Below are 23,023 nucleotides of genomic sequence, written 5' to 3'. Positions count from 1 at the left end.
CAACAAAATTTTACGCAGATTTGATTGTAGCGCGCACTGTGCTGTAGTATCGTTACATTGTACCGCGCCGCAGGCGTGAGAAAGAAGGAACCCCACTATGAAAGCAGAACTGATTGCAGTCGGTACCGAGATTCTGCTCGGCGACATTGTGAATACCGATGCCCAGGTCATCTCGCAGGGCCTGTCCGAGCTGGGCATTGACGTTTATTATCAGACCGTGGTCGGTGATAATCCGCAGCGTCTGGAGCGTGTCATTCGAGAGGCCAAAGAGCGTGCGGATATTATCATCACGACCGGTGGCCTGGGGCCGACGCTGGACGACCTGACCAAGGAGACGTTAGCACGGGTATTTGGCAAGAAAATGGCGCTCGATCAGGAGGCGCTTGCACGCATTCATGCTTTTTTTGATAATATTGGCCGTGAGATGACGCCGAACAATGAAAAGCAGGCATGGCTGCCAGAGGGCTGCGTACCGCTGCAAAACGACTGGGGCACCGCACCGGGCTGTGCGTTTGAGGCTGACGGCACGCACGTCATCATGCTGCCCGGTCCGCCGCGCGAGTGTGAACCGATGTTCAAGCATTGTGCAATGCCGTACCTGTACAAGCTGGCAGGCGGCTGCATCGTTTCGCACAATGTGCGTGTATTCGGTCTGGGCGAGTCGGCGATGGAGACCATTCTGCACGACATGATGGCCTCAATGACCAACCCGACCATCGCACCCTATGCTAAGACCAGCGAGTGCTTCGCACGTGTTACTGCTAAGGCAGACACGCCCGAGCAGGCCGAGCAGATGCTGGAACCTGTGGTCGAGCAGGTGGTATCCATGCTGGGCGACAGCGTGTACGGCGTGGATGTGGATTCTCTGGAACAGGTCGTGGGAGATGGCTTGCGCGAAAGAGGCATGACGCTGGCGGTTGCAGAGAGCTGCACGGGTGGTCTGCTGTCCAAGCGCATCACCGATCTGCCGGGTGCATCGGAATATTATAAGGGCGGCGTGTGCTCGTATGCCAACGAAGTCAAAGTCAAGGTGCTGGGCGTTTCTGAACAAACGCTGGCTGAAAAAGGTGCTGTTTCACCCGAAGTTGCCGAACAGATGGCGCGCGGGGTGATGGAACTGATGGGTACGGACTTTGGCGTTGGTATCACGGGGGTTGCAGGACCGGGCGGCGGAACCGAGGAAAAACCGGTGGGACTGGTTTATATCAGTGTATGCCTCAGAGGCGTATGTCACACCCGGGAAATGCGGTCGAGCCTTGGCCGTGACCGCGTTCGCAACCAGGCTGCTTCGACAGCACTCGACCTCGTGCGCCGTTTGCTGCCGGAAGGTCAGTGTGACCAAAAGGGACGCTAAAAGTTCATAAAAATTGTCCAGTGTTTGCATAAAAAGCGAAATATCACTGGACTTTTTTTTGCTGCGGTTGTATACTATACCTAGTAAAACAGATTTTAGCCTGCCGGAAACTGTGTAAAAACGACAAAGATCGACGGGAAGTTCTGGAATACTGAGGAAATCGCGCATTTTCGCGCATCTTAGAGGGAGATGAATGCATGACTTTGCAGACAAGGATGACAACCAAAGAAGAGCATGCCGCCTTGTTTCAATCCGGTCGGGATTGCCGCGCGTTTGAATTCATGGGTGCACATCCGCAGACACGTGATGGTCAGGAAGGTTACTATTTTTCTGTCTACGCGCCGAATGCAGTGGAAGTTGCAGTAATGGGTGAATTCAACGGCTGGAGTCGCGACGCGCACAAAATGGTGCGCGATGAAACAGGCATTTGGGAGTGCTTTATTCCTGGTGTCAAGCAATATGATTCGTACAAGTATTCCGTTCATACGCAGGACGGACAGTTCTTTGATAAGGCCGACCCGTACGCCTTCCATTCGGAGACACGCCCGTCCAACGCTTCCAAGACCTTCGATCTTGCAGGCTATGAATGGCACGATAACAGCTGGATGGACTGGAGAGGCAAGCACCTGCCGTACACCGCACCGGTCAACATCTATGAGGTACATATGGGCTCGTGGAAGCGGCACGAGGATGGAAACTTCTATTCTTACCGCCAGCTGGCTGACGAGCTGATTCCTTACGTCAAGGAGATGGGCTACACCCACATCGAGTGCATGCCGCTCACCGAGCACCCGCTCGACGGTTCTTGGGGTTATCAGGTCACCGGCTATTTTGCCGCAACCTCGCGTTATGGCACGCCGCATGATCTCATGTATTTTGTGGACAAGTGCCATGAGGCTGGAATCGGTGTCATCATGGACTGGGTTCCGGCACACTTCCCCAAGGACGGACATGGCCTGGTTGAGTTTGACGGTTCGTACCTCTATGAGTACGCCGATCCGCTCAAGATGGAGCATAAGGAGTGGGGCACCCGCGTATTCGATTACGGTAAGGTGTCGGTACGTAACCTGCTGTTCTCCTCGGCAATGTTCTGGATTGAGCAGTTCCACATCGACGGCCTGCGCGTAGACGCGGTCGCATCCATGCTCTATTTGGATTACAACCGTCAGGGCGAGTGGAGACCCAATATCTACGGCGGACGTGAGAATCTGGAAGCGGTCGACTTCCTGCGTATGCTCAACCATATGGTACTCAGCGAGCATCCGGACGTCATGATGATCGCAGAGGAGTCCACGGCATGGCCGATGGTCACCAAGCCGGGTTCGGTCGGCGGACTGGGCTTTAACTTCAAATGGAACATGGGCTGGATGAACGATATGCTGTGCTACATGTCGGCAGACCCGTTCTTCCGCAAGGACATGCATGATAAGATCACCTTCTCCTTCATGTATGCCTTCTCTGAAAACTACATCCTGCCGCTCTCGCACGACGAGGTCGTGCACGGCAAGCGCTCGCTCATCGATAAGATGCCCGAGCCGTATGAAAATAAATTTTCCTCGCTGCGTGCGCTCTATGGCTACATGATGGCGCACCCGGGCAAGAAGATGCTGTTCATGGGCGGCGAGTTCGCGCAGTTCTCCGAGTGGAACGAGGCACGCGGTCTGGATTGGATGCTGCTCGACTACGACGCACATCGCCAGATGCAGACCTACGTCAAGGCACTCAACGCAGCATACCTTGCCAATAAGCAGCTGTGGGAAAACGACATGGACTGGCAGGGCTTTGAGTGGATTTCGCACGACGATAATCGTAATAATATCATCGCCTTCCGCCGCGTTGCATCGGATGGCACCGACCTCATCTGCGTGGTCAACTTTGCACCTGTTTATCACCCGAGCTACCGCATCGGTGTCCCGTATCCGGGCACTTACGAGGAGATCTTCACCTCGGACGATGTCAAGTTCGGCGGATCGGGCGTCAAAAACGGCAAGGTTCGCTCCAAGGCAGCAGCCTCTGTCGTGGATAAGGTGCTTGATGAGGAGACCGGTAAGATGGTACCGGGCAAGATGCACGGTTTTGACGATCTGATCGATCTGGAAATCGCACCGCTGTCTGTCATGTACTTTAAGGGCAAGCCGCGCGTTGCGCGTCGCGCAAAGGCCACTCCGGCGACCAAGGTTGCCAAGGCTGAGAGCAAGACGGCAAACAAGAAGAACGAGAAGGCAAAAACCGAAAAGCCGCGTGCATCGGCACGCCGCACCAGAGCTTCCAAGACCGACGAGGCGTAAATCGCCTCGTTCGGATCGCATTCCGCGATGCCGCCGGACACAAGGCGACGGCACGATAGGGATATGGATATAAAAATAAGTGAGGAGAAACGGAGAGTAATCATGTATCGAAAGAAAGAATGCGTTGCCATGCTGCTGGCCGGCGGCCAGGGCAGCAGACTGTATGTCCTGACCACAAAGGTCGCAAAGCCGGCAGTTCCCTTCGGCGGCAAGTACAGAATCATCGACTTCCCGCTGTCTAACTGCATTAACTCCGGCATTGACACGGTCGGCGTACTGACCCAGTACGAGCCCCACGTGCTCAACGCGTACATCGGTTCCGGTCAGACCTGGGATCTTGACCGTATGCGCGGCGGTGTATACACCCTGCCGCCGTACCAGCGCGGCAAGGGCGCAGACTGGTACAAGGGTACTGCAAACGCAATCTACCAGAACATCGAGTTTGTGGACGAGTACGACCCGGATTACGTTCTGATCCTGTCGGGCGACCACATCTACAAGATGAACTACAACAAGATGCTCCAGCATCATAAGAAGGCGGGCGCGGACGCAACCATCGCAGTTATGGACGTACCGCTCGACGAGGCTTCCCGCTTCGGCATCATGAACTGCCGTGAGGACGGTTCGATCTATGAGTTCGAAGAGAAGCCCAAGCAGCCCAAGAGCACTCTGGCTTCCATGGGTATTTACATCTTCAGCTGGAAGAAGCTGCGCCAGTACCTCATCGACGATGAGAACAACACCGCTTCGTCCAACGACTTCGGTAAGGACATCATCCCGGCTATGCTGAATGCAGGCGAGAAGATGGTTGCATACCGCTTTGAGGGTTACTGGAAGGACGTCGGCACCATCGAGTCTCTGTGGGAGGCAAACATGGATCTGCTCTCGCCCAAGTCCGGCCTGAACCTGTCCGACGATACTTGGAAGATCTACGGACGCAACAACGGTGCACCCCCGCACTTCACCAGCAAGCAGTCCAAGGTTGTACACTCGCTGGTATCCGAGGGCTGTGAGATTTATGGCGACGTTTCCGAATCCATCCTGTTCTCGGACGTTACGATCGAGAAGGGTGCGAAGGTTGAGTATTCTATCCTGATGCCCGGTGCAGTGGTTGAAAAGGGCGCATCGGTACGCTATGCGATCGTTGCAGAGAACGCACACATCTGCGCAGGCGCATCGGTTGGTGCAGCACCGAGCGATGTTGCAGCAGATGACTGGGGTGTCGCTGTTGTCGCATCCGGTATTCGCATCGGTAAGAACGCAAAGCTTGGCGCTAAGGAGATGGCAGGCGAGGATCTGCCCGATCAGGAATAAGAGAAGGGGACGCAACCATGAAAAATGTTTTAGGCCTTATTATTGCTTTTGATACCGATAACGACCTGCGCGAGCTGACCGACCACCGTACGGTGGCGGCAGTTCCGTTCGGCGGCCGTTATCGCATTGTGGACTTCATGCTGTCCAATATGGTCAATGCGGGCATCTACCGCATCGGCCTGCTGATGAAGGATAAGTACCAGTCGCTGATCGACCATGTCGGTAACGGTAAGGACTGGGATCTGTCCCGTAAGAACGCAGGTATCACCCTGTTGCCGCCGTATTCTTACTCGAAGAAGGCATCTCCGCTGGTAACCGGCGAGTACCGCGGCAAGATCGATGCACTGGCTGGTGCAATCGATTACCTGCAGAAGAATCGCGCGGACTACGTTGTTCTGGCTGACGGCGACCTGATTGCCAATATCGATATCAGCGAAGTCGTACAGGCACACGAGAACGGCGGCAACGATATCACGATGGTTGTCACCAAGAAGTCTGCGGACAATCCGTTCACGACTTACTGCGAGCTCAACCGCAAGCGTGAGATCGTTGACATTCGCGTTGGCGATAACAACGACGGCAAGTGCAAGTATTCGGCACTGGGCGTTTATGTGATGTCCCGCCAGTACCTGATTCACCTGATTGCAGATTGTGTCACCCATAACTGCATCCACTTCGAGCGTGAGCTGCTGACCCGTGCACTCAACGACAGCAACATCGGCGCTTACGTATTCAACGAGTACAATACCAAGGTCTTTGATGCCAAGGATTACTTCCAGGCAAACATGGACATTCTGGATAAGGACTGCCGCAATGAGCTGTTCCTGCGTACCCGTCCGATCTTCACCCGCATTTACGATGAAGCACCGGCATACTATGGCGATCAGGCTGAGGTTTGCGACAGCCTGGTAGCAGACGGCTGCCACATCGAGGGTAAGGTTACCAACTCGGTGCTGTTCCGCGACGTACTGGTTGAGAAGGATGCCGAGATCAAGAATTCGATCATCATGGAGAATGGCCGCGTTCTGTCCGGTGCATCGCTGGCACACATCGTGCTTGACCGCGGTGTTACCATCCGTGAAGGTCGTACCATGATGGGTCACGAGAATTATCCGGTCGTTATCGCAAAGCGTTCGGTCGTATAAGCGTGACTTCAGGGTCGACAGCCCATATTTATCTTTCAGACTGTGTTCTGGATGTTCTATCTTAGATACCGTTTATATGAGCGGGAGCGTCCGATGTGGGAAGCTCCCGCTTTCTACTCTCTGGAGAGGGGATACCATTATGAAAATTATGTTTGTCAGCTCGGAGGTTGCGCCTTTTATCAAGACGGGCGGACTGGGAGATGTAGCCGGTGCATTGCCGGAGGCGCTTGCCGCCGCAGGCCATGACGTGCGCGTATTCTGCCCGCTTTACAGTGCCATCGGCCAGAACTGGCGCGAAAAGATGACCCATCTGAAAAATGCCTACGTTCAGCTGGGCTGGCGCAATCAGTATTGCGGCATTTTCTACTGTGAAAAGGGCGGCGTGACCTACTACTTCATCGACAACGAATATTATTTTGCACGTACCCAGCTGTATGGTGAGTATGATGATGCAGAAAGATTCGCATACTTTAGTAAGGCAGTGCTCGAGATCCTGCCCGACCTGGATTGGAAACCCGATGTCATCCACTGCAACGATTGGCAGACCGCACTTGTGCCGGTCTATTATAACCTGATGTTTGCCGGCCGTCCGGACTATGCCAATATCAAGACGGTCTTTACCATCCACAATATCGCATTCCAGGGTCGTTATGGCCGAGACGTGCTCGAGTATGTATTTGGCATTGACGATGCACATTTCCGCTCGGGCTTTATGGAGATGGACGGCGATGTCAACCTGATGAAGGCAGCGATTTTGGCTTCGGGCGCGGTTACGACGGTTTCCCCAAGCTACGCCGAGGAAATTCAGACGCCGTACTATGGTCATGGACTGGATTCCATCCTGCGCAATAATAGCTATAAGCTGCACGGTATTTTGAACGGTATCGATATGACGGCGTTCAACCCGGCAACCGATCCGGCACTTGCCAAGCACTATACCCCGAGTCGTATGGCAGGAAAGAAGGAAGATAAGGCCGATCTGCTGTCTCTGTGCGGACTGGAAGGCGATGAGAATACGCCGGTTATCGGCATGATTGGCCGACTGACCGACCAGAAGGGTCTGGATCTGGTCGAGGCTGTGCTGGACGATATCCTGCAGGATGATGTAAGATTGATCGTGCTGGGCAAGGGCGACTGGCGGTACGAGCAGATGTTTCTCGAGGCCAAGCGCCGTCATCCCGATAAGATTTCGGTGTCCATCCTGTTCTCGGGTGAGCTGGCCAATAAGATCTATGCCGGTTCCGATATGTTCCTGATGCCGTCCAAGACCGAGCCGTGTGGTTTGGCGCAGATGATCGCGCTGCGTTACGGTACCATTCCGATTGTCCGCGAGACCGGCGGTCTCAAGGATACGGTAACCGCATTCGTCGATTATCTGGGCACGGGCAATGGCTTTACCTTCTTCAGCTATAACGCTCATGACATGCTCCATGTTGTGCGCGAGGCGTGCGAAGTGTATCGCTACAATCCGAAGGCTTGGAAGAAGCTCATGAAGGGCGGTATGGAAACCGATTTCAGTTGGACGAAATCTGCCGAAAAATATGTTGAGGTCTATCAAGCGATTTGATATGATAGAAGAGAGCCTGCGGGGCTGTGCCGGAAAACCGGGCAGCCCCTGCTTTCGCCAGAGCGTGTTTTTGCGAAGATCGATCCGCGAAGACCGTGGCGGTCTTGGCAAAAGCACTTTCCCAAAGGAGTGTCAACATGTTTGAACAGAGTATTTATACTTCCCGCGACGCAGCCTGCAAGCAGCCCTATGGCGCTGTACCGGCTGGTCAGGCGGTGAGCTTTTCGGTTTATCCCGCCCGCGAAGTTTTTCTGCGCGGCGTGACTTTATATATCAGTGAGGACGGCAAGGAGCCGACGGCATACCCGATGCATTGGGGTGGCCTGCGCGGCGACTGCGACCGTTATTGCACAACATTCACCCCGGAGACGCCCGGACTGTATTGGTATTATTTTGCAGTTGAAGACCGTCATGGGGCGAGAAAATATATCTGCCGTGGCGCGGCCGGTGTCGGATATGAGAGCGATACCGTGCAGGATCTGTACCAGCTGACTGTCTTTGACGGTTCGTATGCGGTTGCAGATTGGTTTGGACGCGGCATCACCTACAATATTTTTCCCGATCGTTTCTGCCGCACCGAGGTGCCGCCCAAGGAGGGCTACCGCGCACATCGCGAGGTGCATGATAACTGGAACGATCTGCCGGTCTATCAGCCCGATGCACACGGCGAGATTTTGAACAATGACTTTTTTGGCGGCAGCCTCAAGGGTGTGCTGTCCAAACTGGACTATCTGGCATCGCTGCATGTGCAGACCATCTATTTCAACCCGATTTTTGAAGCTTATTCCAATCACCGGTATGACACCGGAAATTATAAGAACATCGATCCCATGATGGGCACCGAGGAGGACTTCAAGGAGCTGTGCGCCGAGGCCAAGAAGCGCGGTATGCGTGTCATTCTGGATGGCGTGTTCAGTCATAACGGCTATGACAGCGTATATTTCAATGCGCGCGGCCATTATGATAGCGTGGGCGCATTCCAGTCGCAGGAGTCCCCGTACTATGAGTGGTACGATTTCTCGCACTGGCCCGATCAGTACAGCTCGTGGTGGGGCATTTATACCCTGCCGCAGGTCAACGAACTCAACCCCAAGTATCTGGACTATATCATTGAGGACGAGGACAGCGTCATTCGTCGCTGGCTACGCCTGGGTGCGTCCGGTTGGAGGCTGGACGTTGCCGACGAGTTGCCCGACGAATTCATCGCCAAACTCAACGCCGCAGCGCGCCGCGAGAAGCCGGACGCACTGGTCGTCGGTGAGGTCTGGGAGGACGCATCCAATAAGATCAGCTACTCGGTGCGTCGCCGTTACTTCCAGGGCGGCGAGCTGGATAGCGTGATGAACTATCCGCTGCGCGACGGTGTCATGAGCTTTTTGGGCGGATCGCCTGCCGAGGATTTTGCAGAGAAAATGGAGTGCCTGCGCGAAAATTACCCGCGTGCAGTGTTCTATAACCTCATGAACATTATCGGCACCCACGATACCCCGCGTGCCCTGACCGTCATGGGCGCAAAGCCTGAGGATTGGAGCGGCTCACGCGATCATCGCGCACGTGCGCGCCTGATCGGAGAAGACCTGATTGCGGCACGCCGCAAGATGTATCTGGCTGCTGTCATCCAGTTCACCATGCCGGGTTCTCCGACCATTTACTACGGTGACGAGGCTGGTCTTCAGGGCTTTGAAGATCCCTTCAACCGCCGCACCTACCCGTGGGGCAATGAGGACGGCTCTCTGCTAGACTTTTACCGCAAATTGTGCGCCGTGCGCACCCAGTCTTCGGCGCTGACCGACGGCGAGATTGCATTCCGCAAAGCCGAGGGAGGTTTGCTGATTTACGAGCGCTGGGATGCACAGGAGCATCTGTATATTGTAATCAATCGTGACGACGAAGCGGTTGTGCGCCTGCCCTGCCATGCGGCAGAGGACTTGCTGGACGATCAGACCCGCGTAGATACCGATACGGACGATCTGGTACTGCGTATTCCGGCCTGCTCGGCTCGCATTCTGCGCGTAACCGAGTGACATCAAGGAGGAAACTATGGATTTCACCGAGAAAAAACTGTCTGAGCGCTATTATTTTGAGGGTCGTATTATGAAGGCCCGTTTGGATGAAGCGGAATTGCCCAATGGCAAGCGTACCACCCGAGAGGTTTGTGAGCACGTGGGCGGCGTCGGCATTCTGCCGATCGACGACGAGGGGAATATTATTCTGGTACGCCAGTTCCGCTATCCGTTTGCCGAAATGATGCTGGAGATTCCGGCAGGCAAGCTGGACCACGGCCCGAACGAAGATCATCGGGACTGCGGCGAGCGGGAACTCAAGGAAGAGACCGGCTGCACGGCAGATGAACTGACCTACCTGGGCTGCATCTATCCCTCGCCCGGATTTTTGACCGAGGTGACCCATCTGTACGCGGCACGCGGCCTGCACCAGGGTGAGGTACAGCCGGATGAAGACGAATTTTTGGAGCTGGTACGCATTCCGGTGGAAGAACTCGAGCAGATGATTGTCAACAATGAGGTGCGCGACGCAAAGACGGTCGCCGCCATGTATCGCGCAAGACTCAAGGGGCTGCTGGACGGACGGAGGTGATCCCTATGGCAAAGACCATCCTCGTGGTAGAGGACGAACAGGACATCGCAACCATTATTGATTTTAACTTAAAGCGCAGCGGATTTGATACCCTGATGGCCTATGACGGCCCGACCGGTCTCAAGCTGGCGCTGGAGAACGCACCCGACCTGATTTTGCTCGACGTCATGCTGCCCGGCATGGACGGTTTTGAGATTTGCCGCCGGGTGCGCGAGAAGTCGCAGGTACCGATCATTATGCTGACCGCGCGAGAAGAGGAGTCGGACAAGATTCTGGGTCTGGAACTTGGCGCGGATGATTACGTCACCAAACCCTTTTCCAATCGCGAGCTGATTGCACGCATCAAGGCCAATATGCGCAGATTTTCGGCTGCCGAGGTACCGCAGGAAAAGACCGATGCCGGTGTAGGTCTGTCCATCTCTGAGGAGGACACCGCGGTCTATAAGGACGGCAAACCCATCGATCTGTCGGTACGCGAGTTTGACATTCTGTCGTACCTCGCTGCCGAACCCGGCCGGGTGGTATCGCGTGAAGAGCTGATGGAAAAGGTCTGGGGATTTGAGTATTACGGCGATCTGCGCGCAGTGGATGTCGCCATCCGCCGCCTGCGTGAAAAGATCGAGGACGAACCGGCACAGCCCAAATACATCATTACCAAGCGCGGATTGGGTTATTATTTCGCGAAAAACTAAGGAGAACTGCTTATGTTCCGCAGTCTGCACATGAAGCTGGTGATCATACTGATTCTGTTGATCGTGTCGGTTATGGCGATCATGGGAACCTTTTTGGTCAACAGCGTCGGCAGCTATTACTTAAACGATTTTGAGACCCAGATCGAAAACGTAATGACCGAGAACAATTACGAGACCTACCGCTCACTCGAGCAGGCGGCACAGGAATCCGATGCGCCCGAGCGTATTATGGAAATCCTGTCGGCGTTTGTCGGTCGTCTGGGTATCGACTCTTACCGTACCTATGCGGTTTTGGATGGCAATGGCACCTTCCTGACCGGAGATAACGGTGCATTGGCCAGTGAGCTGACGCGCACACCCAATATCCTGACTGCAATCGGGGGTGAGGTGGGCGCTGCCAATACGACCATTGACAGCTATATGGATTACGCCATCCCGCTGGGTAAGGACGACGACGGAGAACCCAAGTACATCGTATATTTCTTTGACGATAAGCGCGAGACGCGAGATCTGTCGTGGAATTTCTTTGGTATCGTCGTCAAGGCAATGACGTTCGGTCTGCTAGTCGCAGTCTTGCTGAGCTTTTTGCTATCCAAGACCATTACCACACCCATCGAAAATATCCGTACCCGTGCGCAGATGGTTGCGGCAGGTGATTTCAGTCATCGACTGGATATCCAGTCCAACGACGAGATCGGCGAACTGACCGCAACCTTTAACCACATGGCCGACCGCCTGCATGACACCCTGGAAGAAATTCAGGGCGAGCGTGATAAGCTGGGCACCATCTTTCTGCATATGACCGACGGTGTCACTGCATTCAACGCGGAGGGCAAACTCATTCACATGAACCCGACTGCGGAAAACCTGCTGGGTGCAACCTTTCAGGAGGATGCGCATTTTAACGATGTCTTTGAGGGCATCGACGCCCCGACACCGATCGCAGCAGGGGAACAGGGCTTTGTGCAGATGGAGCTCGAGCGCATGGGACGTACATTGTCGGTACTGTTCGCGCCTTACGGTGAGAATGAGCGCGGCATCATTGCGGTGATTCACGATATCACCGAACAGCGTAAACTGGATGAGGCACGCCGGGAGTTCATCGCAAACGTCTCGCATGAACTGCGCACGCCGCTGACAAACGTTAAGAGTTACACCGAAACCCTGATCGACGCGGCAGGCGAACTGCCGACCGATACCGAGGTCAAGTTCCTGTCGGTCATCGCGGGCGAGACCGACCGCATGACGCGTATCGTTAAGGACTTGCTCACGCTATCTAAGCTCGATTGCGGCAAGATGGACTTGCATTTCCATCGTTTCTCGATGCAGCACATGGTCGAGAGCGTTTACAATGCCATGGTGCTCGAGGCTGGAAACAATGGCTTGGAACTTACACTCAACATACAGGGCAAGATGCCCGACATGAACGGCGACCGCGAGCGACTGGAACAGGTTGTCATTAACATCCTGTCCAACGCGGTCAAGTATACACCGTCCGGCGGGCACATTGTGCTGTCTGCCGCACGACGGGACGAGGGTCATGTGATGATTCGGGTCAAGGACGACGGTATGGGCATTCCCAAGGATGATATTCCGCGCCTGTTCGAGCGTTTTTACCGCGTGGATAAGGCGCGTTCGCGAGCCAAGGGCGGCAGCGGACTGGGACTTGCCATCGCCAAGGAGATGGTCGAGGCACACCGCGGCACGATCTATCTGGAATCGCAGCTGGATGAAGGCACGACCGTGACGGTTGTTCTGCCGACCAATCTGCCCGCCGATCAGGATGGTATGGTCTAAGTATCTATGAAACATCTCAATCCGAAACTGAAGAATCGGCTTAAAAACACAGCATTGTTTGTGCTGACGCTTTTGCTGGTCGTACTGACGGCGCTGAGCTGGCTGGGAGATCTCAATCTGGGCGACCTGCCGGCAGATTCCTGGCTGGGACGCCTGTACATTAGTCTCAGCTATGGCGAGGCGGGCGGTTTTACCTTGCGCTCGGGAGAATTTCCGGCGGCTCGTCCGGTGGAAATTGCCGTACAGACCGAAACCGGCATGAAGGGTGCCCTGTATAACGAAAATGCGGTCAGTGGATTTCTGTCGGTACTCGAGCAGCCGATCGGCGCAGCGCTGAGTGCGGCGACCGATTTTGAGCTGGCAGAGGAAAGTGAACTGATCGAAGCGCTGGGCAAGCCGGGCGTGTTTGTGCGGTATCATTGCGCGCTGCCGCTCTCGCTCATCGCGAGTTGGATGGGCGGAAGCTATCATGCTTCCAGCGACCCGAATGCACAGTCTCTGTTTTTTGGCGCGGACGGCGTTCTGTGGGTGCGCACCGATCTAGGCAATCTGTACCGGTGTGACCTGCACGCAGCACCCGACCCGGAACTTGCAGCAGAAGTGAGCGGACAGGCCTGCACGTTTGCGGCGCAGACCATGCCCGAACAGACGGCGGTTAGACCGGAGACCCTGCTGCTCTCAGACACACTGACCCTGCCGACCGTGACCAGTACTCCGGTTGACATTGACATCGAGCACGCGGGCAATAGTCTGACGGTCATGCTGGAAGCGTTTGGCTACGATACCTATGTGCGCAACTATCCCGATCAGACGACCGGCATGCGTGTTTTTGTCAACAATCAGAGCACGCTGCGCGTGGGACAGGAAGGCGAGATCGTATTCCGTGCCAATACTTCGGAAGGCGGACTGGAAGCCTACCTCAAAAATGAGATCGGCGAGAATGGCCCCCTGACCTATCAAGTGGACTACGCACGCCGACTGCTCGAGAGCATCCTGCAATCGTTTTCGACCGATGCCTCGTTTGCGTTTGACGGCTGTACTGAGAGTGAGGACGGCAAGAGTGCACGTTTGATGTTCCGCTATTTCATCGGCAGTGTGCCGGTGGAAGGGGAAGAGGGCATTTTGGCGGTGGTTGAATATCAGGATAACGTCCTGGTTTCTGCTGAAGTGCATTTGCGCACGTTTATCCAGTCGGGCATCAGTCATACCATTCTGCCGACCAAGCAGGCGGCAGCAGTGGCGACCGGTGGGCCGTATCGTTTGGCTGCGGGATACTTTGTATCGGGAACCGATCTGGTACCGCGCCGCTATTATCTCACAGATTGAGTGAAAGGGAAAACGACCTATGCAGTGGAGTCGCACCAAAACCATCCTGATTGTGATTTTACTCTTGGTGGATGGATTCCTGTTTTTTAATATTGCAGAAAAATATGTCTCGCGCTCTTATCGTGAGGCGGAAAATGCACATAATATCGTAGAGATTCTGACCGCGCGGGGCATCGGGATTGACCCGGGATTTGACCTGCCGGACACACAAGCGCTGCCCGTTTTGCAGGCTGATCGCAGCCGCGTCGAGGAAGACAAGTTTGCCTATGGTCTTTTGGGAGAGGATGCGATCAGCAGCGAACAGGCGAGCGGGAGCACGGTGCGTTACACCTCCGATCGCGGCACGCTGGAGTGGCGGGACGGCGGAGCGGTTTCGGGTACGATCATGCCTGAAGCGTACACCCAGCCTGCGGATGATAAGCAAGTGAAGGAGCAGGCAGAGCGTCTTCTGACGCAGGCAGGACTCACGACCGGCAGCCTGACGCTTGCAGTAAATGGGCAGGTGGTTACAGCTTCGTTTCCGACGGCAGGCGTGCCGGTGTTTAATCGTGTAATCACCTTGACGTTTGAGGAAGAACAGATTGTACTGTCAGGAGTCTGGACTTTTGGCATGCCGTATATTACGAAAAGCGGCAACTATGTGACCTTCGCAGCGGCAGATGCCCTGTTTATTTTGATTTCTGGTACGGAAATTGAGCAAATTACCGGGATGGAGCAAGGTTTTCTGCTCAGCGAGAGCGGTGGAGGACGTGTGCAGCTGACGCCGGGATGGCGGATCAACACGAACACAGGTTCTTTTTTCGTCGATTCGCTCAAAAAATCTGTATCTGTTCTGTAAAAATATGCAGGTAAAGCGGGGAAAATCTTTTGCAATCGGCTGCTAGTTATGGTAAAATGAATAATGCATGAATTTGCACATAGGAACGGTTTTACACCGCTTTCATATACTGGGGGAAAAGGGGCAGATTCCTTTTCCGATCAAGACTGGAATAGACGTTAAGGAGACGGTTGACTTGACGAAATATGTAATTAACGGCGGTAAGCCCTTGAACGGCGAAGTGACCATCAGCGGCGCAAAGAACGCAGCGGTCGCGATTGTGCCTGCGGCTCTGCTGGTTGACGGCCCGTGCCGTATTGAAAATGTACCCAAGATTATCGACGTAACCCTGCAGCTTGAGATTCTGCGCGAACTGGGCGTATCCATTCGCCTGCTCAATGCCTCGACGGTAGAGGTCAGCGGTGACTGCATGCCTGACGCAAAGATTCCGTACGATCTCATGCGCAAGATCCGTGCATCCTACTACCTTATCGGCGTATTGCTCGGTAAGTACCACAAGGCTGAGGTTGCCATGCCGGGTGGCTGCAACTTTGGCGGCATTCGCCCCATTGACCAGCATATTAAGGGTTTTGAGGCCATGGGCGCAACGGTATCCATCCGCGAGGGCGGCTATATCCATGCCGAGGCACCGAACGGCCTGCATGGTGCGCATATTTATTTTGACGTGGTTTCGGTTGGCGCAACCATCAATATCATGCTCGCAGCTGTTCTGGCAGAGGGCATGACTGTCATCGAGAACGCAGCTAAGGAGCCGCACATTGTAGACCTTGCAAACTTCCTCAACGCCATGGGCGCAGATGTCAAGGGCGCAGGTACTGACGTCATCAAGATTCGCGGCGTCAAGAAGCTGCACGGCGGCACCCATTCGATCATTCCCGATCAGATTGAGGCTGGTACGTTTATGGCAGCTGTCGCTGCAACCGGCGGTCAGGTGCTGATTAAGAATGTCATTCCGAAGCATCTGGAGTGCATCACCGCAAAGCTCAACGAGATGGGCGTAGAGATCACCGAGTTTGACGATTCTGTGCTGGTACGTCGTACGGGCAAGCTGCACAAGGCTAATATCAAGACCTTGCCGTATCCGGGCTTCCCGACCGATATGCAGCCGCAGATGACGACTGCACTGTGTCTGGCAGAGGGTACGAGCATTGTCACCGAGGGCGTTTGGGACAATCGCTACCGCTACACTGAGGAACTGGTGCGCATGGGTGCAAATATCCATGTTGACGGCAAGATCGCGGTTGTAGAAGGCGTGACCGAGCTCAAGGCAGCACCGGTACGCGCATTTGACCTGCGTGCAGGCGCCGCAATGGTCATTGCAGGTCTGGCAGCCAAGGGCGTGACCGAGGTTGAGCAGGTTACCCTGATCGAGCGCGGTTACGAGAACCTGGTTGAGAAGCTGGTCGGTCTGGGTGCAGATATGTACCGTTCGGAAATTCCGGACACGGTCAGCAATTCCATGGCAACTGCCAACTAAAGAGAATGTTGCCTCGTGCTCACATTTGGGGTACGAGGCTCTGGAATCGGTTTGGGCGTGTGCCGCACAGAGAAAAATCTTTGCCTGCGGCAGCGCCTGCCGAATTTCTATCATAGCGCGACAGCGCATGGGACAGGGGAGTGGGATTTTTTTCACTCCTTTTCATTTTATGCGCGATTGGGCGCCAACCATTACGCTTTCAGGAGGCACACATGGACAATTTTTATTATAGCCTGGCCAGCGGTTCTTCGGGAAACTGCGGATTGCTTGCGCTCGACGGCACTTACATATTGATTGACCTCGGTGTGTCCGTGCGTCGCCTGACCGCATTGCTGGGAGGACTGGGCCTGACGATTGATGATCTGGATGCCGTATTGCTAACCCATGAGCACATCGACCATATCAAGGGTATGGCAACGTTCGTCAAGCGTCACAGCGTTCCCCTTTACACCGCAATTGGAACGGCTGAGGCACTTTCGCGTAAATTTCCGCAGGCAAATGACCATTTAAGACCCTTTTATAGCGGCGCAAACTTTACAGTTGGAAATGTAAAGGTATATGCCTTTCCGACCCCGCATGACGCGGCAGAGAGCACAGGATACCGCTTTGAGGCAGACGGCATGCGTGTCGGCTATGCAACAGACTTGGGGTTTGTACCCACACCGGTACGCGAAGCGCTGTTGGGATGCAGTACGGTCGTGCTGGAGTCCAACCACGACCCTGAAATGCTGCGCACCGGCCCTTATCCGTATGCCCTTCAGCAGCGTGTCGCAGGACCGCGCGGCCATCTGTCTAACCCGGATTGTGCCAAGCTGGCTGTTGAACTGGTGCAGAACGGGACAAGCCAGCTCATTCTGGCGCACCTGAGCGATAAGAATAACACACCGGGTCATGCGCGTCTGGAAACCGAGGCTGCACTGCGTGCCGCCGGTCTGTCCTGTACGATATTGGTTGCACCCAAGGATGAAATGGAGCAGCCGCTGCTTTTGACCCGAGAGGAGGCGTGCGTATGCTGTCCGTCCGCGTGATTTGTGTCGGGAAATTGGGAGAAAAGTTCTGGAAGCAGGCGTGTGACGAGTATATCAAGCGCCTGTCCGGCTATTGCAAACCCGAGGTCATCGAACTGCCCGAACAGAAACTGCCTGACACCCCGAGTGCAGGACAGATTCAGAATGCACTGGAGAAGGAAGCCAAGCTCATCCGCGAGAAGATTCCGCAGGGTGCGGCAGTCATCGCTATGTGCGTCGAGGGAAAAGCTATGTCCAGCGAGCAGCTGGCGCAGACCATCGGCAATCTGACTGTGTCTGGTACTAGCAAACTGGCGGTGCTGATCGGTGGCTCGTGCGGCCTGGATGAGGGACTCAAGCGCGAAGCTAAAATTCGCCTGTCCATGTCGCCCATGACGTTCCCGCATCACCTGGCACGCGTTATGGTGCTCGAGCAGATTTATCGTGCCCTAAACATTCAGGAGGGCGGAAAATACCATAAATAATCCTGGTTTGAATGATTGGGACGGCAGCTGCGCGATTCATTCACGTAAAGCATGAATGCGCAGAGAGATTCTGATGCAATAAAAAGAGGAGAAGATCGAAATGATCTTCTCCTCTTTGCATATCCGTGATAATTCGAACTTTTTTGGGTGTACCTTCCGGCTCAAAACGTTAGACGGTATAAACCAGCAGAGTCTCGTAAACTTCGTAAACCTTTTTGAGCGTAGCCATTTCGGTACCAGCCAAACGCGCACAAGCACGGCCGGTTGCAACCGTAAACTTTGCCATATCTACAAAGCTGAGCTTCTTGTCGAGCGAGTTTGCAATCGCGCCGACCATCGCGTCGCCGGTACCGACAGCACCTTCATCGTAGATCTTGGGGTTACAGTTGACATACAGAACCTCAGGCTCGTTCTTGGAGGCAAACAGAGCGCCTTCTGCACCCATGGAGACACAGACAGCCTGTGCGCCCATGTCGAGCAGCTTGCGAGCGCTGTGTACCACCTGGTCGGGGTCTGCAGTGGGCTCATCACCGACCAGTTCAGCCAGCTCAAAGATATTGGGCTTGACAAAATCGGGTTCAAACTTGAGTGCTTCACGCATCAGATCACCGGCTTCGTCTACAATCAGACGGCATCCGGCTTTCTTGATGGTCTTGATCAGTTCAATAAAGTTTACAAGCGGGAATCCGGGCGGAACCGAGCCGGAGATTACAAAAATATTGTTGTTGTCCAGGTAGTGCTCAACGCGCTCGAGGAAGCGCAGGAAATCGCCATCGGAGATCTTGAAACCAGGTTCGTTGATCTCGGTGTGATTGCCGTCGAGATCGATGATCTGTACGTTCACACGGGTATTGCCGGGAACATCGACGAAATCGTGGTGGATGTCGACCGAAGTCAGCGCGTCCTTCATGGCGCGGCCGTTGGAACCGGCGCTGAAACCGAGGGCGACGCTTTCGCCGCCGAGTGCCTTGACAGCACGGGAGACGTTGATGCCCTTACCGCCGGGTTCGACCGAGGTGCTGGCTGCACGGTTGAGCTTATTGGGCTGCAATGGATGTTCGATGCGCAGGGTACGGTCCATTGCGGGATTGAGCGTGATAGTAATGATCATGAGGGTTTCCTCCTGCGGACACAATCTTAGATAAGAATATTATACCGAATGCAAAAGCGAATGTAAACAGGATTTTGTGAGCGCGCCCGACAGGAGGGGGATTAGTCTTCCTGCTCTTCTGCCAGAATTTCGGCTAAGATTTTTTTGTCCTGCTTGTCCTGCGGAGCCCACTGCGCGAAGAGATCGGGTCGATCGCGACGCGTGCGCTTGAGCGACATTTTGTGCCGCCAGCGAGCAATGTTGGCGTGATGGCCGGAGAGCAGGACGGGAGGAACCTCAAGACCGCGCCATTCGGCGGGATGGGTGTACTGCGGATACTCCAGCAGACCGTTCCAGTGGCTCTCCTCCTGAAACGCAGTCTCATCGGGCAGGACACCGGGAACCATGCGGCAGACTGCGTCTGCGACCGCCATTGCAGGGATTTCGCCGCCGGTCAGGACAAAGTCACCGATGGAAATTTCTTCGTCTACACAGGTGTCAATGAAGCGCTGGTCAATACCCTCGTAGTGACCGCAGACGATAATGAAGCGCTCGCGTGCGAGCAGCTCACGTGCTTTGGCCTGATTGAACGGCGCACCCTGTGCGCTCATCATGACCGTGTGTACATGCTCACCGCCGGTCAGTGCCTCGTGGCAGAGGTAAAGCGGCTCGGGCAGCATGACCATGCCGCGGCCGCCGCCATACGGTGCATCATCTGCCTTGTGGTGCTTGTCCAGCGCATAGTCGCGAATGTTGGTCGCACGAATTTCGATCAGACCCTTGGCCTGCGCACGGCCAATGATGCTCTCCTGCATAACCCCTTCGATGAGCGAGGGGAATAAGGTCATGATGTCAATTCTCATTCGATCAGGCCCTCGATGGTGCGGACGGTCAGACGGCCGGCTTCCAGATCGACCGAGACCAGGAAGGGGTCGCAGGCCGGGATGAGGGCATCGGATGCACCCTCGCGGCGGATGACATACATGTCGTGCGCGGGATTGGTGGTCAGCACTTCCTTGAGCGTACCGATCACGCTTTCGGTGCGCTCGTCGTAGACGGTCAGACCGATCATGTCCTGAATGAAGACCAGATCTTCGGGCAGATCGATGTCCTCACGGTTGAGGTAGAGGATACGGTTTCTGAGCGCCTCGGCCGCCTCGCAGGTGTCGACACCGTCAAGGTGCATGATAACGCAGCCCTTGTGGACATAGGCTTTTTTGACCTGAACGGGCTCGGACGGGGACAGATAGAGCGTGTCAAAGTCGGTCAGTACTTCGGGGGAGTCGCACCAAGACTGTACCTTGATGTCACCGGTCACGCCGTGGGTGTTCACGATCTTACCGGCCTCGAGAAATTGTTTCTGCATACAAAAAACCTCCGGGGATACAAAAGACCTGTCAAAAAGACAGGTCTGATTTGCCGGAGAGAATTCCCCGGCGATGGTTCTCAGTCACAGATATCGACCGTGACCTTTTTGTTCTCGCGATTACCAGCCGCTTTCATGAGCGTGCGGATTTCCTTGGCGATTCGGCCATGACGGCCGATGACGCGACCCATATCTTCCGGCGCAACGCGCAGGGAGTAGGTGACCTCATCGCCCTGGACAGACTCCTCGATGGAGATTGCTTCGGGGTCAGATACCAGATTCGCCACGATGTAGGTTAAAAGTTCTTTCATATCTATGATAACCTCACTCATCCTTAGAGCACGCCTGCCTTCTTCAGAAGACCGCGGACGGTATCGGTCGGCTGAGCACCGTTCTTGATCCAAGCCTGTGCACGCTCAGCATCGATCTTGACAGCGTCCTCAGAGGTCATCGGATTGTAGGTACCGAGCTCCTCGATGAAGCGGCCATCACGCGGGTAGCGGGAATCAGCGACAACGACACGGTAGAACGGGTTCTTCTTAGCGCCCATTCTGCGAAGTCTAATCTTTACCATGGATTTTCACCTCCTTGAAATAGTTCGGTTCTATTTGTAAAGTTCATTTACAACAAAGGGAAATTTAGAAGGGGAGTTTGAAACCGCCGAAGCCGGGGAAACCGCCCTTTCTCTTTTTCGCACGCTTCTGCATGCTTGCGAGCTGCTTGGTCATCTTCTGCATGGCATCGAACTGCTTGAGCAGCTTGTTGACCTCCTCAATCTTGAGGCCGCAGCCGTTTGCGATACGCTTTTTACGGCTGTAGTTGATGATCGAGGGATTTTCGCGCTCCTTGGGGGTCATGGACAGGATGATGGCTTCGGTGTGACCCATTGCCTTGTTATCAACCTGCGCACCGGCGAGTGCCTTGGCATCGACACCGGGAATCATGCCCAGCATGTCTTCCAGCGGACCCATGTTCTTGATCTGCTGCAGCTGATCGTAGAAATCGGTCAGCGTGAACTTGCCGGCGGACATTTTCTTTGCGGTCTGAATGGCCTGCTTCTCGTCGAAGTTCTGCTGTGCTTTCTCAATGAGGGTCAGCACATCGCCCATACCCAGGATACGGGAAGCCATACGGTCGGGGTGGAAGGGCTCGATGTTGTCGAGCTTCTCACCGGTACCGATGTACATGATCGGCTTGCCGGTAACGGCCTTAACCGACAGGGCAGCACCGCCGCGGGCGTCACCGTCCATCTTACTCATCAGCACACCGCTGATGTCCAGTGCTTCATCGAATACCTTTGCGACATTGACCGCATCCTGACCGGTCATCGCGTCGACAACCAGAAGGATTTCGTGCGGCTTGACTTCGGCCTTGATGTTCTTGAGTTCGTCCATCAGGGCTTCGTCGATATGCAGTCGGCCCGCGGTGTCCAAGAACACCATGTCGTAGCCGTTCTTGCGTGCGTGAGCAATACCCTGCTTTGCGATCTCGACCGGATCGCCCTGACCCATCTCAAAGACCGGAATGTCGAGCTGACGACCGACGACCTTGAGCTGATCGATTGCTGCCGGACGGTAAACGTCACAGGCGACGAGCAGGGGGCGGCGCTGCTGCTGCTTTTTGAACAGACCAGCGAGCTTTGCCGCGTTGGTGGTCTTACCGGAACCCTGAAGACCGGCCATCATAACGATCGTCGGGGGATTGGGCGCGATGGTAATGCGTGCACCCTTGCCGCCGAGCAGCTTGATGAGCTCATCGTTTACGATCTTGATGACCTGCTGTGCAGGGGACAGGCTTTCCAGAATCTCAGCATCGGTTGCCTGTTCGGTAACCGCCTTGATGAAATCCTTGGTGACCTTGAAGTTTACGTCGGCTTCCAGAAGAGCCAGACGGATTTCGCGCATTGCGTCCTTGACATCGGACTCGGTCAAGCGGGTCTGTCCACGCAGCTTTTTAAAGGCAGATGAAATTTTTTCGGTTAAGCCCTCAAAGGCCATGGGAAAACCCTCCTTCCGTCAGCGTCAGCCGGTAATGGCGCGGATATGTTCCTGCATGTGCGTTAAGATCTTGCCGATCTCCGCATTCTGCATGTAGTTGGCATTGATGTGCGAGAGCATCTTGATTTCCTGACCGAGCGCCTCGACGTGCTGATCGATCTTGCCATAGCGGGAAACCAGATGCAGTTTGTCTTCGAGCGCGGTGAGCGTGTGCTCGGCGCGGACGACAGCATCGCGAACGCCCTGCCGGGTGATACCGGCGTGCTCGGCGATCTCAGAGAGCGACAGATCCTCATTGTAGTAGAGGTCGAACAGCTCGCGCTGTTTGTCGGTCAGCATCTCGCCGTAGAAGTCGAACAGGAGGCAAAGTTCCAGGTGATCGTGTTTCATAGGAACCTCCTTTTCTGTAAAGGATAAGTGCTTTACAACTGCGACGATAAATATATTACACGACCGGCCGGAATCTGTCAAGAGGTCGGGAGAAAGTTTTTTGAATTTTTTGTGAAAATCGCGAGGCTTCTGGACTTTGGAGGCGGCAGGCGATATACTGAAATGGTAGGGGAAGCGCAGCGCGCTGGCAAGGATGCGCAGCGTTCGACCCGCATTGTGATCATACATCCCATTTTCCGCGCTTTTCCGCCGGCAAATTTTGCTATTTTATAATAAGGTAAGAAGTACGGAAAAC

The 23,023-nt window shown here is 54.8% G+C and carries 21 protein-coding genes; 14 read left to right on the top strand and 7 right to left on the bottom strand.

The window, feature by feature from the left end; genetic code table 11:
- Positions 1-97 precede the first annotated feature (97 nt).
- From B5F17_RS08665 to rlmH, 14 genes are all read left to right on the top strand, one after another.
- Entirely contained in the window at positions 98-1,354 is a 1,257-nt protein-coding gene (locus B5F17_RS08665) for a competence/damage-inducible protein A (RefSeq protein ID WP_087373053.1), read from the top strand.
- 215 nt (positions 1,355-1,569) lie between these two features.
- Positions 1,570-3,642: a 1,4-alpha-glucan branching protein GlgB gene (gene glgB / locus B5F17_RS08660; RefSeq protein WP_242968730.1), complete on the top strand. Its 2,073-nt coding sequence runs from the start codon at positions 1,570-1,572 to the stop codon at positions 3,640-3,642.
- Positions 3,643-3,744: 102 nt separating this feature from the next.
- Entirely contained in the window at positions 3,745-4,956 is a 1,212-nt protein-coding gene (locus B5F17_RS08655; protein WP_016146375.1) for a glucose-1-phosphate adenylyltransferase, read from the top strand.
- 17 nt (positions 4,957-4,973) lie between these two features.
- Positions 4,974-6,101, top strand: coding sequence for a glucose-1-phosphate adenylyltransferase subunit GlgD (gene glgD / locus B5F17_RS08650; RefSeq protein ID WP_016146376.1), 1,128 nt, complete (start codon positions 4,974-4,976; stop codon positions 6,099-6,101).
- 139 nt (positions 6,102-6,240) lie between these two features.
- Complete coding sequence (gene glgA / locus B5F17_RS08645) at positions 6,241-7,668, top strand: glycogen synthase GlgA (protein WP_016146377.1); 1,428 nt, start codon at positions 6,241-6,243, stop codon at positions 7,666-7,668.
- Positions 7,669-7,805: 137 nt separating this feature from the next.
- Positions 7,806-9,692 (top strand): alpha-amylase family glycosyl hydrolase, encoded by a 1,887-nt coding sequence (locus tag B5F17_RS08640; RefSeq protein ID WP_087373048.1) that lies wholly within the window; start codon positions 7,806-7,808, stop codon positions 9,690-9,692.
- Between the two features lie 16 nt (positions 9,693-9,708).
- Complete coding sequence (locus B5F17_RS08635) at positions 9,709-10,263, top strand: NUDIX hydrolase (RefSeq protein WP_087373045.1); 555 nt, start codon at positions 9,709-9,711, stop codon at positions 10,261-10,263.
- 5 nt (positions 10,264-10,268) lie between these two features.
- The gene (locus B5F17_RS08630; protein WP_087373042.1) at positions 10,269-10,955 is read left to right on the top strand and encodes a response regulator; all 687 of its coding nucleotides are present in this window, start codon (positions 10,269-10,271) and stop codon (positions 10,953-10,955) included.
- 12 nt (positions 10,956-10,967) lie between these two features.
- Positions 10,968-12,752, top strand: coding sequence for an ATP-binding protein (locus B5F17_RS08625; RefSeq protein ID WP_087373039.1), 1,785 nt, complete (start codon positions 10,968-10,970; stop codon positions 12,750-12,752).
- 6 nt (positions 12,753-12,758) lie between these two features.
- Entirely contained in the window at positions 12,759-14,078 is a 1,320-nt protein-coding gene (locus B5F17_RS08620) for a hypothetical protein (protein ID WP_087373035.1), read from the top strand.
- Positions 14,079-14,097: 19 nt separating this feature from the next.
- The gene (locus B5F17_RS08615) at positions 14,098-14,916 is read left to right on the top strand and encodes a two-component system regulatory protein YycI (protein WP_087373033.1); all 819 of its coding nucleotides are present in this window, start codon (positions 14,098-14,100) and stop codon (positions 14,914-14,916) included.
- Between the two features lie 175 nt (positions 14,917-15,091).
- Positions 15,092-16,393, top strand: coding sequence for a UDP-N-acetylglucosamine 1-carboxyvinyltransferase (locus tag B5F17_RS08610; protein ID WP_016146384.1), 1,302 nt, complete (start codon positions 15,092-15,094; stop codon positions 16,391-16,393).
- Positions 16,394-16,605: 212 nt separating this feature from the next.
- The gene (locus B5F17_RS08605; protein ID WP_016146385.1) at positions 16,606-17,421 is read left to right on the top strand and encodes an MBL fold metallo-hydrolase; all 816 of its coding nucleotides are present in this window, start codon (positions 16,606-16,608) and stop codon (positions 17,419-17,421) included.
- Positions 17,403-17,885, top strand: a complete 483-nt coding sequence (rlmH, locus tag B5F17_RS08600) for a 23S rRNA (pseudouridine(1915)-N(3))-methyltransferase RlmH (RefSeq protein ID WP_087373030.1) — start codon at positions 17,403-17,405, stop codon at positions 17,883-17,885. The genes B5F17_RS08605 and rlmH overlap by 19 nt, the downstream gene beginning before the upstream one ends.
- Before the next feature lie 169 nt (positions 17,886-18,054).
- Here the strand turns inward: rlmH and B5F17_RS08595 are convergent, their stop codons facing one another.
- From B5F17_RS08595 to ylxM, 7 genes are all read right to left on the bottom strand, one after another.
- Complete coding sequence (locus B5F17_RS08595) at positions 18,055-18,996, bottom strand: 1-phosphofructokinase family hexose kinase (RefSeq protein WP_016146387.1); 942 nt, start codon at positions 18,994-18,996, stop codon at positions 18,055-18,057.
- 101 nt (positions 18,997-19,097) lie between these two features.
- Positions 19,098-19,838, bottom strand: coding sequence for a tRNA (guanosine(37)-N1)-methyltransferase TrmD (trmD, locus tag B5F17_RS08590; RefSeq protein ID WP_087373026.1), 741 nt, complete (start codon positions 19,836-19,838; stop codon positions 19,098-19,100).
- Positions 19,835-20,341: a ribosome maturation factor RimM gene (gene rimM, locus B5F17_RS08585; RefSeq protein WP_016146389.1), complete on the bottom strand. Its 507-nt coding sequence runs from the start codon at positions 20,339-20,341 to the stop codon at positions 19,835-19,837. The genes trmD and rimM overlap by 4 nt, the downstream gene beginning before the upstream one ends.
- Before the next feature lie 80 nt (positions 20,342-20,421).
- The gene (locus B5F17_RS08580; RefSeq protein ID WP_016146390.1) at positions 20,422-20,652 is read right to left on the bottom strand and encodes a KH domain-containing protein; all 231 of its coding nucleotides are present in this window, start codon (positions 20,650-20,652) and stop codon (positions 20,422-20,424) included.
- A gap of 23 nt (positions 20,653-20,675) precedes the next feature.
- Positions 20,676-20,915 (bottom strand): 30S ribosomal protein S16, encoded by a 240-nt coding sequence (rpsP, locus tag B5F17_RS08575; protein WP_016146391.1) that lies wholly within the window; start codon positions 20,913-20,915, stop codon positions 20,676-20,678.
- A gap of 64 nt (positions 20,916-20,979) precedes the next feature.
- A complete protein-coding gene (gene ffh, locus B5F17_RS08570; protein WP_087373023.1) occupies positions 20,980-22,338 on the bottom strand; it encodes a signal recognition particle protein in 1,359 nt (452 codons plus the stop codon).
- Positions 22,339-22,362: 24 nt separating this feature from the next.
- The gene (ylxM, locus tag B5F17_RS08565; RefSeq protein WP_016146393.1) at positions 22,363-22,728 is read right to left on the bottom strand and encodes a YlxM family DNA-binding protein; all 366 of its coding nucleotides are present in this window, start codon (positions 22,726-22,728) and stop codon (positions 22,363-22,365) included.
- Positions 22,729-23,023 lie beyond the last annotated feature (295 nt).

The organism is Butyricicoccus pullicaecorum (assembly GCF_002160355.1).
Taxonomy (GTDB): domain Bacteria; phylum Bacillota; class Clostridia; order Oscillospirales; family Butyricicoccaceae; genus Butyricicoccus; species Butyricicoccus pullicaecorum.
The sequence above is the reverse complement of the archived record's forward strand: the minus strand, read 5'-3'. Positions and strand labels throughout refer to the sequence as shown.